Raw genomic sequence first — 12,919 nt, forward strand, 5'->3', positions numbered from 1 at the left:
GCGCCCAGCCCGCAGCATCCGACCCGAAGGAACCGATGAAGACCCCTGTCAAGGTGACTCTGATCACCGGTGCCGTCGTCGTCCTGCTCATCATCGCCACGATCGTGCTCGTGCTGGTCAACCGGCCGGTCACACCCGACGCTTCGATACCCTCGGGCGAACTGCCCGTCACCCGCATCGATACCCACGTCCTGGACGAAGCCGGACCCGCCGCGCCGACCCTGGTCGAATTCCTCGACTTCGAGTGCGAGGTCTGCGGCGCGTTCTACCCCTACGTCGAGGACCTGCGCGCGCAGCACGCCGGCGAGATCAACTACGCGTTCCGCTACTTTCCCCTGCCGGGGCATGCCAACTCCATGAACGCGGCCCTCGCCGTGGAAGCGGCTGCCCAGCAAGGGGGCGTCGAGGAGATGTTCCACAAGATGTTCGAGACGCAGTCCGAGTGGGGCGAGCAACGCGAATCGAAGGCAGCCCTGTTCCGCACCTACGCGGAGGAACTCGGCCTCGACATGGCGGCCTACGACGAAGTGGTCGCGGATCCGGCGACCCGAGCCCGTATCGAGAGCGACTTCAACGCGGGCCGGGCGATGGGAGTCGGCGGCACCCCGACCTTCTACCTCGATGGTCAGCGGCTCGAACTGAACAGCCTCGACGACCTCACCATGGCCATCGAGGACGCCTTGGGACGATGACACCACGAGGTGCGTGCTGTGACCGTCGTCGATCGGCGTCACGCTCCCTGCGACACCGACTTCGGAGGATGATGACCTTGTGAGCGTCGACCTGCTCTATCTCGGGGGTTGCCCGAGCTGGGTTACCGCAGCGCGCAACCTGCGCGACGCGCTCGACGCTGTGGGTCTGTCGCACATCGCTATCAACTACCGCTTGCTGGGATCTGCCGAAGCCGCGGAGCAGGTTACGTTCGCCGGTTCGGCCACGATTCTCCTCGACGGTGCAGAATTGTTCTCCGCCGAGGGACGGACCTCGGCACCGGCCTGCCGCATCTATTCGACCCCCCACGGACCAGCCGGGTCCCCGACGACCCAGCAACTCATCGAGGCGATCACCGCACATGGACGATGACGCGCCCGTCCAGTGCTCCTGCTGTGGCAGAACACTGCCGCGCCGCAAGGTCCACGCGTTGGGCGATGGCGCGACGTTCGTCTGCCGGCGTTGCGGCCTGTGGATCGCGTTACGCCTTCGATCAGACGAGGTTGGGTGATGATGAGAGTTGCGCGGGAGTGTAACTGTCGTTACATTCGCTTTTGTGACTGACCCTTCACATGAGTGGCTGCTGATCGTTGCGAACGTCCCGACCGAGCCCTCGCGGCATCGTGTCGCGGTGTGGCGGGAACTGCGTCGACTGGGCGCGGTGCCGGTGTCGCCCGGGACGTGGACGGTGCCGGATCTGCCGGCGTTCACGGATGGCCTGGCGGCGGCGAAGAGCGCAGCCGAGCGCGGCAGCGGGTCTCTCTCTGTGTTCACCGCGGTACCCAAGGGAGACACCGACGTGGTTGCGCTCGTCGAGGCGTTCGTGGCGGTGCGGCGCGACGAGTGGCGGGAGCTGATCGCGGATGCAGCCAAGTTCGACGCCGAGATCGATCGTGAGATCGCCAAGGAGAAGTTCACCTTCGGGGAGCTCGAGGAGGAGGAGCAGAGCCTGGACCGGTTGCGGCGTTGGCACCGCGACCTGCGCAAGCGCAACGCGGTGCCCCTGCCGGACGCGGACGACGCGCAGAAGGCCTTGGACGCCAGCACCGCCGCGCTCGACCGGTTCGCACAACTCGTCTACGCCGCCAACCTCGCCGCGGGACCCGAGTGAGGCGGACTCCGTGCCGGGCGTTCCGTCGCGGCCATCGGGAGCACCATGCCTGAGTGGCTGATCGTCGCGCTCGGAATCGTCGCCGGCTTCCTTCTGCTGTGGGCCGCCCTGATCGTCCTGCTGTGGATCCAGCAGCGCCGGACCGGATCGACCGTCGACTGGCGCGCGATCATGCGGTTGGTACCCGATGTCGTCCGACTCGTGAAGCGGCTCACCGCCGATCCGACCGTGCCGCGGGCAACGCGATGGTGGCTGCTCGCGCTGCTGGGCTACCTGGTGATGCCGTTCGACCTCGTACCAGACTTCATCCCGGTGCTCGGAATCGCAGACGATGCCGTGGTTGTCGCAATCGTGCTGCGGTTCGCGATTCGTCACGCCGGAACCGACGCCATCCGGCGCCACTGGCCGGGCACGCCGGATGGCCTCGCCAGCGTCCTCGCCCTCACCGGCCTTCCTCTTACACCGCCGTCGCAGAACCGACCGTGAGGGCGAGCACCCTCCGTCCGACAGCGAGAGGCTGGCAGACGCCGCCGGCTCCGTTCCGTCCGCTCGCTCTTTGCAGACTGCGCCGTCCCACGCCTGCGCGATCGCTGATTGTCGGCGCGAAGGTCTGGACCGAGCCCCCAGAACTACCTAGACCGGTCGCTCTACAGCCACGGGCGCGAGGAGCGCGCCAACGAGATCTGCGGCGCCGCGCTGCAGTGTCTTCACCGCGTGCGAGTAGGTGTTGAGGGTCGTCTGAATGTCCGCGTGCCCGAGGCGCTCCGACACGATCTTGGGATGCACGCCTGCGCGCAGCAGCAGCGTCGCGTGGGTATGTCTCAGCTCGTGCAGGTGCAGAGCATCGAGATCCGGGTGCGCCTCGACCGCCTTGGCGACCCGCTCCCGCCACTGACGCGAGAACTGCGTCGGGTTGTGCGGCTCCCCGTAGCGATTGCAGAAGATCAGGTGTTCTCCGCGGGCATGTTCCGGCGACACGGCACGGAGCATCTCGTGCTTCGCGCGGAACGCATCCGCGAGTCGGGCGTCGATGTCGACGTTGCGGACGCGACCGCTCTTGGTGGCTCGGAAGTCGATCACCGGTCTGCTGCCCGCCTCCTTCACGTACGACATGGCGCGGGCGATCGTGATCACGTTGTTGTCGAGATCGAGGTCCTTCCATCGGAGGCCGAGGATCTCGCCACGCCGCATCCCGGTGCCGAGAAGGGTCAGCCATGCCAGCCACAGGTAGTCCCCCGATGACTCGGACCAATCGAGGAAGAGCCGTGCGTCCTCCGCCGACCACGTCGTCATCTCCGGTGGCGCGGCCTCGAGCTTCGTCGGCGGCGAGGCGCGTTTCGCCGGGTTGAAGCGGATCAGCCCATCTTCCAGTGCGTGCTGCAGCACTTGCGAGATCAGTACATGAACATGCCTGACTGTCGCGGCACCCAGAGGCTCCCCGACGTGCCCGCGATCCTTCCGGCCCGCCTGCTCCAGCTGTCGATAGAAGCGGTTGAGCTGGTCCTTGGTGATGTCGGCGATGGGCGTCCGGCCGATCGACGACGGGAGCACGTGGACACGGAAGTGCTTGCGGTAGCCGGCGAGGGTCGTCGGGCGCACGCGCAGGGAGTCGAAGTACTTGTCGGCAAAGGCGTTGAAGGTCTCGCGCGTCTCGTCGATATGGACGCCGCGGCGGATGTCGACCTGTACCTCGACGAGTGCATTGAGCGCGTCTCGCTCGGTGGCGAAACCCCGCCGGAACCTGCGGACAGAGTCCCCATCGGGACGCTCGACCCAGTAGGCGACTCGGTATCTCGTCTCCCCCGACTGCGTCGTGTACGACGAGACTGTGCCGTCCTGATTCGATCGCCGCGGCATCCGTCTTCCTCTCAGCCGATCGTCGGACCGCCGGGGGTCGGCGCGTTGATCACCGGCCCCGTCGCCGACGGGTCAGGGAGATCCACTCCCGGTGCGAGACCCGCAAGACGGGCTCGGTTCATCAGCCGTGTCGCGGTGCTCTGACTGACCCCGAGGCAGTCGGCGACGGCCCTCAACGGCGGCAGATTGATGGCGGCCGCGAGGCGGTACGTCGTAGACGCATCCACCACGCTCGCCGTGAGGTCGCGCCCCTCTCGTGTGCGCATGCGCCGAATGTAGTCCCCGCCCGAGCAGATCGCATGGTCGGGCTCTTTCACTGTGGAAACTCTCAAGCCACTGATCTGAAGGGCAGTCTGCACGCGAACCTCCCGCAAGGTGAGGCTCGTCACCTCGTCGCCCTCCCCGCTCCGACTCACACTGACCTCCGTCGCCACGACCCGATTGAGGCGTGGGTCGTACGCGGCGCGGACGCGGATCTCGCCGGGGACGTCGGGCTCACCCTTCAAGACCGCCGTCCAGCTCGCCGGGACGCTGACGCCGTTGCCCACCGCGACGCGTTTGTCGCTCACGTCGACGTTCTCAAGGTCCACCATGCACGCCAGTATCGCAGGCAGGAATTTGCTGAACAAGGTACGACATGACGCATTCATGACTTAACTGGCTCAGGTTCGTGCTAGCGTGTGCGCATGCGATGACATTGGTGGCTCACGAAGGAGAAGCAGATGAACCGCTCGCCGAACTCACTCGCTCTCACGTATAAGGACGCGGCCGAATTGGTCGGCGTCGAGTACCGCACCATCAAGCTCGGCGTCGAGCGAGGCACGATCCCCACCGTGCAGCTCGGGCCGCGCAGGATGATCCCTCGCGCTGCGCTGCTCAGGGTATTCGGCGTCGAGCCCTAACCACGGGCGAAGCCGATCGTCATGGTCGACGCCCGCCTTCCCACCGAATGGCTGGGGAGCATCCGCATCGACAATCTGAGCGACCGCGCCTTCCGCGTGCTCGCCGGCGCTCTGATGTGGTGCAACGGGCAGGGCACTGATGGGGCGGTGCCGGCTCGCTACACCAAGTACCTTCACCCGGACGGCGACGACCCGGCCGCATTCGACGAGCTCGAGCGCGCCGGCCTCTGGGAGCACACGGACGATGGCTACCACCTCGTCGGTTGGGCGAGCACGCTCCGACAGTCAACGGCCGAGGAGGTCGAACGGTACCGCGATGGCGCGAGACGCCGGCAGAAGGAGTATCGCGATCGGCAGCGAGCCAAGACGGCCGCTCCCCCGCCTCGAGCGATCGATGGGCGAGCGACACGTGATGTGACGCATGACGCGACGCGTGAGGTGATGGCGAACGTAGGCTCAGGCTCCTTAGCCGAACCCATCAAGAAAGAGAGCGCCTACGAGATGCGTGACACGACCGGCCACGTCACGCATAACGCGGACTCGCCGTTCTGCACGAAGCACCCGGGCGGCACCTCCGAGCCATGCGGCGCCTGCGCCCGCGCCAGGACCGCGCAGGAGGCGCGGCAGAACCGACTCACGATCCGCGGATGGGACTGCACCGTCGACGGCCACAAACTCGTCGCCGACGGCACGTGCGCGGTATGCACCTTCCGTCCCCACGCTGCCGCGTCATAGCGGCACCCCTCGGACTGAATTCGACTCCGCCTCGTGAACCCCGCCGCGCGAATCTACACTCCAGAGCGTTTCGCCCCGTATGGTCGAGGCGGCGCTCGGTCCGTGAGCGGATCGTAAGCAACGCCCAACAAGAGCGCACGGAAACCGTGCAGATCGCGGCCGCTGGACTCGCAGAGGCGCGATCGTGAGTCCATGCTCCACAACCGCCACACTGTTGCCGTCGCGTCGCCGCGCGGCGCCTGGGGACTGTACGAAACCTCAGTCGGCCGCTACGGCCTGATCACGGAGCGCCTCCGCGTGCTCCCGCCGGACACCACCCGGCACGAGCGTCAGCTCTGGGCTGCGCTGCGGATCTGGCCCAGCGTGGGCTTCCTCGTGGCAGTCATCGTCGCCATCGCCGCCGATCCGGTGCTGGGAACTCCCGCGGCACTGCTCGCCGCCACGGTTCTGTGGCTCGGCCCGGTCCTGTGGCTGTGGCGGACTACTCGGCCCTTCGTCGCGCGCATCCACGACGCCTGGGCCGGTCACTCCGTGGTCGACGAGGACGCCATGGACCGGGCACAACTGCGGCGCCTCGCCGCCAGACTTGCGGGCGCCGAGGCGAGATTCCTCGCCGGCCGGGCCGACGAGCACGAGTTCCGCGCGACCTGGACGGCCGCATATCTCGAGATCGACAGCACCGCTCCGCACGCCGCCTGACAGCCTCGCGCGCCGCGTGGCGCGATCGAGACCATCCGTCATTTCGCTGTTGTGCCGCGTGCGCGACCTCTCCACGCCGCTCGGCGTGACCGCGGCCCGCGTGACCTGTCGTGGGCCGGTACTGCGTGACACGATATAGTGGTACTCTGTGTCACGAGGTACCGCATGAGAGGGACGATCACGGACGGTCTGACGGAACTGTTGAAGGGCGCGCTCGAAGGCTGCGTGCTGAGGATCATCGAGATCGAGGAGACCTACGGCTACGCGATCACACGTCGACTCGCCGAGCTGGGGTTCGCCGACGTCACGGAGGGAACCGTCTACACGATCCTGTTGCGGCTGGAACGGCGGGGGCTCGTCGAGGTTTCGAAGCGTTCGTCTGAGTTGGGGCCGCCGCGCAAGTTCTACGCACTCAATGACGCAGGGCGCCGCGAGCTGTCGGCGTTCTGGTCGAGATGGGACTACGTCTCGTCACGGATCTCGGAACTGAAGGAGAGTTGAGCATGAACTTCTGGGAGACGATCACCGGCAGCGACCTGACGAGGGACTGGTCGCAGTTCGAAGCCCGCGTGGCAGTCCTGCCCGACGACTACCGGGCGGCGTGGCGACAGATCACGATCGAACTGATGCCTCACGGAGGTTTCACCGGTCGGCGGTTGACCCCGATCGCCGATGGGGTGCTCGGTCTGCTCGAGACCACGGCGGCCGACGGGTTGTCGGTCGAGGAGGCGCTGGGAGACGACATCCCCGGGTTCTGCGCCGCCGTCGTCGGCGACGACGGGGCGAAGGACTTCAGAGACAAATGGCGTGAGCAGCTGAACAAGAACGTCGCACGCAGGCTGAGCCGGCTGGAGGGCTGACATGAGCATCCACGACATCATCGAAGGCAAGCGGCAGTGGCGCGCGCACATGGCTCGCGTCAAGGCGCTGCCTGCCGACTACCGGATCGTCTACGACGAGATCCAGAAGTACCTGTTCAAAGTCGGGCCGACATCGCTGACCGACGGCGACCTGCTCACCGACATCGTGGACTTCTTCGAGAACGGAGTCGCTTCCGGCGAAAGCGCGATCGGACTCATCGGACCGGATGTCGCGGCCTTCTGCGACGGATTGATCGGCGACGCGCCAACCAACGCCGACCTCTTGCAGAAGTCCATCCGCGATCAGTCCTGACAACCCCGCAGCGCATCACCGCGCGCGTCACAGCGACTGCAGGCTGATCGCGGCGCGCACACCCCAGGTCGCAACCTCCCGCCAGGTGACGGCCGCAGCACCGTCGGGGATGCAAGCGACGCCCTCTGCGATGCGGCGACGCACGTCCTCGGGCGGAGCCGAGCGCGGCACCACGATCGCCAGCACCGCGAACGGGAATCCTCGGAGCATCTCCACCCTGCGGTGGATGCCCGCCGTCGCCGCCTCAAGTCCCGCACACGCGCGGTTCTGATCGCACGCGTCGTCGACGAGCACCACGACGAGTGCCCGGCGGATGAGCGGCGAACGCACGAGGTCGACCTGCAGCTGTGTCATCCGCTGGTGCACCATCGCCCGCACCGCACGAGGTCGCGTCACCATCGTGAGGTCCATCCCCTGGACCAGGATGGTCGGCACGACGCCTTCGCCGGTCTCCAGCCCTGCCAATATCGGCTTGAGCATGTCGCCGCCGGTGCGGACACCGCCCGTGAACCTCTCCGCGAGCCGCGACGTCGTCATCGTGCCTCCCTGCTCTGCTCGTCGTCCCGATCGTCAGCGGACGGTGAGGACCAGGCCTCGAACTCGGCCTCCACGCGGGCGCATCGACATGCTCCGACAGTCACCACCCAAGACATCAAGCCACCGCCTCCACCAGCGCGGCCTGCGCGCGGACATCGCCGACGGACAGCCCCCCGCGGCAGGGGACTGCGAGCATGTCTCCTGATGTGAGATCGCTCGGCAGGAGGAGCGTGACGTCGGCTACAGGAACTCCGGCGGCATCACGCACCCCGAACCGGCGGTCATGCGCGCCGGACACGCGACCGATCAGTCGCGTCTCCTGCCACCGGGGCGCAGCGATGCCGAGGGCAGCATCGAGCACCAGGACGGGCTCGGCGCCGCGGTCGTCCACCGCCACCAGCGAGGTTGTCAGGATCGTCGTCGTCTCGGAGGGCGACGCGACGCCGCCGGACAGCGGGATGACTGCGGCGCCCGTAATCACACAGGGCGTCCCGCACAGGTCCACGTAGCGCAGCACCGAGACGCCGGCCAGCACCACATCGTCCAGCGTGGGTACCGTGCCCACCGGCCAGACATCACGCGTGAACGGAGAAGGGATGCTGCGGCGCAGGGTCGGTAACACTGAGGTGAGGGTCATGTCCTCCGGTCTACGCCCGCCCGCAGGTTCCCCGGTCGCTCACTCACGAGACGCATACGCCACCGCGCCGAACCCTTACGACCGATACCCACTCCCGGCCGGACACCGACCGGATCCGCCGTGACACGCGGAACGCGGCTACGCGCACGCGCCGGGTGCATACTGGCTCGATGATCGATACGCCCCGGCGCCGATTCGCGAAGACCGCGCTCGTCGTGGGTGCGTTGGGGGTGGTGTTCGGCGACATCGGTACGAGCCCGATCTACACGATCCAGACCGTGTTCAATCCGGAGGACCTTCATCCGGTGCCGGTGTCCCCCGGCAATGTGTACGGCATCGTGTCGCTGATCTTCTGGTCGGTGACGATCATCGTCACCGTCGCCTACGTCGGGTTGATCCTGCGCGCCGACAACGGCGGCGAGGGCGGCATCATGGCGCTTCTCACGCTCGTGGGTGAGAAGACCGTCCGGGGGCGGCGCCGCACGAAGGCGGCACTGGTCGCGCTGGGCATCCTGGGCGCCTCGCTGTTCTTCGGCGACAGCATGATCACCCCCGCGATCTCTGTGCTCTCCGCGGTGGAGGGACTGAAGGTCGCAGCGCCGCCGCTGGCGGACTGGGTCATTCCCATCACCGTCGTCATCATCGTCGCGCTGTTCCTGGTGCAGAAGTTCGGGACGGCGGCGGTGGGCCGCTTCTTCGGCCCGGTGATGGTCCTGTGGTTCGTGGCGATCGGCGCGCTGGGCATCACGGGCATCACCCGCGAACCCGAGATCCTGCTGGCGCTCTCGCCGACCTATGCGATCGGGTTCGCGGTGCAGAACCCGTCGATCGCGTTCTTCGCCCTGGCCGCCGTCGTGCTGGCGATCACGGGTGCGGAGGCGCTGTACGCAGACCTCGGCCACTTCGGTCGGGTGCCGATCGCGCGAGCGTGGCTGATGCTGGTCTTCCCCGCCTGCGTACTCAGCTACTTCGGCCAGGGCGCGCTGATCCTCGACGATCCCGCGGCGTTGGCCAGCCCCTTCTTCCTCCTCATCCCCGGCCCGCTGCAGCTGCCGATGGTGCTGCTGGCCACCGCGGCCACCGTGATCGCTTCGCAGGCCGTCATCACCGGCGCCTTCTCCGTCGCGCGGCAGGCCGTGCAACTCGGGTACCTGCCGCGGCTGCGCATCGAACACACCTCCGCGCGAACGATCGGGCAGATCTACGTGCCGCTGGTCAACTGGATCCTGCTGGTCGCCGTCATCCTGCTCGTCCTCACCTTCCAGGAATCCGCCGCGCTCGCCTACGCGTTCGGGATGGCGGTGACCGGAACCATCACCATCACCACGATCCTCTTCCTCTACTACGCCCGTGAGTCCTGGCGTGCGCCGCTGTGGCTGATCATCGTCGGCGGCGGTCTCCTCCTCGGCTTCGAAGCCCTCTTCTTCGCCGCGAACCTCACCAAGCTCACCAGCGGCGCCTGGCTGCCGCTGGCGATCGGCATCGCCGTCTACGCGATCCTGATGACCTGGCACCGCGGGCGCCAACTGGTCACCGCTCAACGCGAACACGAGGAAGGCCCCCTCCGCGACTTCCTCGCCGGTCTCCACGACCGTCCCGCTCCGGTGATCCGCGTCCCCGGAACAGCGATCTACCTCAACCGGGGCGGCGAGACCACGCCACTGGCGATGCGCTCCACAGTCGAACACGTCGGGTCGCTGCACCAGCACGTCGTCATCCTGTCGGTGGAGACCGCGCAGACTCCGACGGTGCCGGCCGACGCGCGACTGTCAACCGACGATCTGGGGTTCGCAGCCGACGGGATCACCCTGGTGCGCGCGCGATTCGGATACATGGAAACGCCCGACGTGCCAGGGGCCCTGCAGATGCTGGACGAGCAGGAGTTCGCGTTCGCGTCCCAGCTGCCCCACGCTTCGTACTTCCTGTCGACCATCGAACTGCACCGCGGCAACGTGCCCGGCCTCGCGCGCTGGCGGAAGGCCCTCTTCCTCGCCACCGCTCGCGGCGCGGCCGACGCCGCTCAGTACTTCAACCTGCCGCCGGACCGCACCATCCTGATGGGATCGCGCGTCGAGGTCTGACCCTCAATCGGTCTCGTCGTTTGCGGCGGCTTCGATCCAGTCGATTGCCTCATCCGACAGCCGCACGGCATCCGCAGAGTCCTCACCCTCGGCCCAGTCGCCGGCGTCGCTTGTGCCGCCGACGGCGACGATCCTTTCAAGGACGTCGGGTGTCAGCGGCTCGCCATTGTGATTCACGAGCCAGTCCCTCGTGTCCGCATCCAACTGCGCCCACCAGCGATTGATGTCCATACCGAAACTCTCGCACCGCGACCGTTCCTGTGGAAGATCACTCCGGTGCCGGCGAGCTCTAGCCGGGCGCGGACGCGCTTCAAATCGGGCGATTCGGCGCGGCGGATCGCGATCACGAAGTTATCGCCCACGAACACATGCACCTCGCCGAACTCGACGGTCTCGTCGGCGTCGATGCAGCGGGCGGGGCATCTCCCACCCGACGATCGACGCTGGGGCTGGGGTAAAGGAGCGGACTCGCAGCAAACCGTAAGCATCGGCGTATCGCCCGTATGCGTTCCGTAAGTACGGCCGATCAGCCCGCTGCGGACGCGTTGAATTCGAAGTCGTGCCGCGGGATGCGGCACCCGCGCCACAGCAGTCGCGCGGCACACCCGTCTACAAGGAGCTCCTGTGCTCGATGTCGTCTACCTCGTCGCGACGCTCGCCCTGTTCGCGCTCGTCGGGCTGATCGCCAAGGGGGTCGAGAAGCTGTGATCGTCTTCTCCCTCATCGGCGCCGTGCTCGGCCTCGCCGCCATCGTCTATCTCGTCGTCGCCCTCGTGAAGCCGGAGAAGTTCTGATGGATGCCGCCACCGTCTGGACCGGCGTCCTCCAGATCGCCACCGTCATCCTGATCCTGGCGCTCCTCTACCGGCCGCTGGGCGACTGGATCGCCCGCGTCTATACCGCCGAGAAGGACTGGCGCGTCGAGCGCGTCACCTACCGCCTCGTCGGCGTCGACCCGAAGTCCGAGCAGACCTGGCAGGCGTACCTGCGGGGGGTGCTCGCGTTCTCGCTCATCGGCGTGCTGTTCGTGTACGCCCTGCAGCGCTTCCAGGCCGTCCTCCCCTACTCGCTGGGTCTGCCCGCCGTGCCGGAGGGTCTCGCGTTCAACACCGCGGTGTCGTTCGTGACCAACACGAACTGGCAGTCCTACTCCCCCGAACTAACGATGGGCTACACCGTGCAACTGGCGGGTCTGGCGGTGCAGAACTTCGTCTCGGCCGCCGTCGGCATCGCCGTCGCGATCGCGCTCGTGCGCGGCTTCTCGCGGCGCGGCTCCGCCACGATCGGCAACTTCTGGGTCGACCTCACCCGCGGCATCACCCGACTGCTGCTGCCGCTCGCCGTCGTCAGCGCGATCGCGCTCGTCATCGCCGGCGTGGTGCAGAACTTCACCGGCTTCATCGACGTCGGCACGGTCGCGGGAGGCACGCAGTCCATCCCCGGCGGGCCGGTCGCCTCGCAGGAAGCCATCAAGCTCCTCGGCACCAATGGCGGCGGCTTCGCCAACGCCAACTCGGCGCACCCGTTCGAGAACCCGACCCCGTGGTCGAACGTGCTCGAGATCCTGCTGCTGCTCGCGATCCCCGTGGCGATGCCGCGCGCCTTCGGCAAGATGGTCGGCGACAACCGCCAGGGCTACGCGATCCTCGCGGTGATGGCATCCATCGCCGTCGTGTCGATCGCGGCCGTCACCTGGCTCGAGTCGCTCGGTCTCGGCACCGCGCCCCAGCTCGCCGGCGCCGCCATGGAGGGCAAGGAGGTCCGCTACGGCATCTGGGGTTCGACCCTCTTCGCGGGCGCGACGACACTCACGTCCACCGGCGCAGTCAACTCGATGCACGACTCGTACACGGCCCTCGGCGGCATGATCCCGATGATCAACATGATGCTCGGCGAGGTCGCCCCGGGCGGCGTCGGCTCGGGCCTGTACGGCATGCTCGTGCTGGCGGTGATCGCGGTGTTCGTCGGCGGGCTCCTCGTCGGGCGCACGCCCGAGTACCTGGGCAAGAAGATCGGGCCGACCCAGATCAAGCTCGCGAGCCTGTACATCCTGGTGACCCCCGCCCTTGTGCTGGCGGGCACCGCGCTGAGCTTCGCGATACCGGCGATCCGCGCCGACGTCGAATCCACGTCGATCTGGAACCCCGGTGTGCACGGCCTCGGCGAGGTGCTTTATGCCTTCACGTCGGCGGCCAACAACAACGGCTCGGCATTCGCCGGATTGACCGCGAACACACCGTGGTTCAACACCGCGCTCGGTGTGGCGATGCTGCTCGGCAGGTTCATCCCGATCGTGCTCGTGCTGGCCCTTGCCGGCTCGCTCGCGCGGCAGGAGGCGGTGCCCTCCACCGTGGGCACCCTCCCGACCCACCGCCCGCAGTTCGTCGGCCTCCTCGCCGTCGTCGCGGTCGTCATCACCGCACTCACCTACTTCCCCGTTCTCACGCTGGGTCCCCTGGCGGAAGGGCTCGTCTGA

18 protein-coding genes are annotated in these 12,919 nt (G+C 67.4%); 13 read left to right on the forward strand and 5 right to left on the reverse strand.

Going from position 1 to position 12,919, the window contains the following annotated elements; genetic code table 11:
* Positions 1-35: 35 nt before the first annotated feature.
* The 4 genes from ACVN90_RS14280 to ACVN90_RS14295 all read left to right on the forward strand — a co-directional run bounded on the left by ACVN90_RS14280 (position 36) and on the right by ACVN90_RS14295 (position 2,308).
* Complete coding sequence (locus ACVN90_RS14280; protein WP_475098877.1) at positions 36-692, forward strand: DsbA family protein; 657 nt, start codon at positions 36-38, stop codon at positions 690-692.
* 79 nt (positions 693-771) lie between these two features.
* Positions 772-1,083 carry a thioredoxin family protein gene (locus tag ACVN90_RS14285; RefSeq protein ID WP_475098878.1) on the forward strand — a complete coding sequence of 104 codons (312 nt, stop codon included), beginning with the start codon at positions 772-774 and terminating at the stop codon, positions 1,081-1,083.
* Between the two features lie 184 nt (positions 1,084-1,267).
* On the forward strand, positions 1,268-1,822 hold the full coding sequence (locus ACVN90_RS14290; protein ID WP_475098879.1) for a Chromate resistance protein ChrB: 555 nt from the start codon (positions 1,268-1,270) through the stop codon (positions 1,820-1,822).
* Between the two features lie 45 nt (positions 1,823-1,867).
* Positions 1,868-2,308: a YkvA family protein gene (locus tag ACVN90_RS14295; protein ID WP_475098880.1), complete on the forward strand. Its 441-nt coding sequence runs from the start codon at positions 1,868-1,870 to the stop codon at positions 2,306-2,308.
* Between the two features lie 147 nt (positions 2,309-2,455).
* Here the strand turns inward: ACVN90_RS14295 and ACVN90_RS14300 are convergent, their stop codons facing one another.
* Together ACVN90_RS14300 and ACVN90_RS14305 are read right to left on the reverse strand one after the other, a co-directional pair.
* The gene (locus ACVN90_RS14300; protein WP_475098881.1) at positions 2,456-3,679 is read right to left on the reverse strand and encodes a tyrosine-type recombinase/integrase; all 1,224 of its coding nucleotides are present in this window, start codon (positions 3,677-3,679) and stop codon (positions 2,456-2,458) included.
* An 11-nt stretch (positions 3,680-3,690) separates the two neighbouring features.
* Positions 3,691-4,272: a hypothetical protein gene (locus tag ACVN90_RS14305; RefSeq protein ID WP_475098882.1), complete on the reverse strand. Its 582-nt coding sequence runs from the start codon at positions 4,270-4,272 to the stop codon at positions 3,691-3,693.
* A 129-nt stretch (positions 4,273-4,401) separates the two neighbouring features.
* Between ACVN90_RS14305 and ACVN90_RS14310 the strand changes: the two genes are divergently transcribed.
* The 6 genes from ACVN90_RS14310 (at position 4,402) to ACVN90_RS14335 (ending at position 7,188) form a co-directional block, all read left to right on the forward strand.
* Positions 4,402-4,581 (forward strand): helix-turn-helix domain-containing protein, encoded by a 180-nt coding sequence (locus ACVN90_RS14310; protein ID WP_109212167.1) that lies wholly within the window; start codon positions 4,402-4,404, stop codon positions 4,579-4,581.
* A gap of 21 nt (positions 4,582-4,602) precedes the next feature.
* Positions 4,603-5,316, forward strand: a complete 714-nt coding sequence (locus tag ACVN90_RS14315) for a hypothetical protein (RefSeq protein ID WP_475098883.1) — start codon at positions 4,603-4,605, stop codon at positions 5,314-5,316.
* Between the two features lie 192 nt (positions 5,317-5,508).
* The gene (locus tag ACVN90_RS14320) at positions 5,509-6,015 is read left to right on the forward strand and encodes a DUF6611 family protein (protein ID WP_475098884.1); all 507 of its coding nucleotides are present in this window, start codon (positions 5,509-5,511) and stop codon (positions 6,013-6,015) included.
* Between the two features lie 165 nt (positions 6,016-6,180).
* Positions 6,181-6,516: a PadR family transcriptional regulator gene (locus ACVN90_RS14325; RefSeq protein ID WP_475098885.1), complete on the forward strand. Its 336-nt coding sequence runs from the start codon at positions 6,181-6,183 to the stop codon at positions 6,514-6,516.
* A gap of 2 nt (positions 6,517-6,518) precedes the next feature.
* Entirely contained in the window at positions 6,519-6,875 is a 357-nt protein-coding gene (locus ACVN90_RS14330) for a DUF1048 domain-containing protein (protein ID WP_475098886.1), read from the forward strand.
* A 1-nt stretch (position 6,876) separates the two neighbouring features.
* On the forward strand, positions 6,877-7,188 hold the full coding sequence (locus ACVN90_RS14335) for a DUF1048 domain-containing protein (protein WP_475098887.1): 312 nt from the start codon (positions 6,877-6,879) through the stop codon (positions 7,186-7,188).
* Between the two features lie 27 nt (positions 7,189-7,215).
* Here the strand turns inward: ACVN90_RS14335 and ACVN90_RS14340 are convergent, their stop codons facing one another.
* Positions 7,216-7,725: a hypothetical protein gene (locus tag ACVN90_RS14340; protein ID WP_475098888.1), complete on the reverse strand. Its 510-nt coding sequence runs from the start codon at positions 7,723-7,725 to the stop codon at positions 7,216-7,218.
* Positions 7,726-7,840: 115 nt separating this feature from the next.
* Entirely contained in the window at positions 7,841-8,362 is a 522-nt protein-coding gene (locus ACVN90_RS14345; RefSeq protein ID WP_475098889.1) for a hypothetical protein, read from the reverse strand.
* A 170-nt stretch (positions 8,363-8,532) separates the two neighbouring features.
* On the opposite strand from ACVN90_RS14345, the gene ACVN90_RS14350 reads away from it, so the two are divergent.
* A complete protein-coding gene (locus ACVN90_RS14350; RefSeq protein WP_475098890.1) occupies positions 8,533-10,443 on the forward strand; it encodes a potassium transporter Kup in 1,911 nt (636 codons plus the stop codon).
* Between the two features lie 3 nt (positions 10,444-10,446).
* Here the strand turns inward: ACVN90_RS14350 and ACVN90_RS14355 are convergent, their stop codons facing one another.
* The gene (locus ACVN90_RS14355) at positions 10,447-10,674 is read right to left on the reverse strand and encodes a hypothetical protein (RefSeq protein WP_475098891.1); all 228 of its coding nucleotides are present in this window, start codon (positions 10,672-10,674) and stop codon (positions 10,447-10,449) included.
* Between the two features lie 473 nt (positions 10,675-11,147).
* Between ACVN90_RS14355 and ACVN90_RS14360 the strand changes: the two genes are divergently transcribed.
* A complete protein-coding gene (locus tag ACVN90_RS14360) occupies positions 11,148-11,237 on the forward strand; it encodes a potassium-transporting ATPase subunit F (RefSeq protein WP_220339253.1) in 90 nt (29 codons plus the stop codon).
* Positions 11,237-12,919, forward strand: a complete 1,683-nt coding sequence (gene kdpA, locus ACVN90_RS14365) for a potassium-transporting ATPase subunit KdpA (protein ID WP_475098892.1) — start codon at positions 11,237-11,239, stop codon at positions 12,917-12,919. The genes ACVN90_RS14360 and kdpA overlap by 1 nt, the downstream gene beginning before the upstream one ends.

This window comes from Microbacterium sp. F01 (assembly GCF_056156365.1).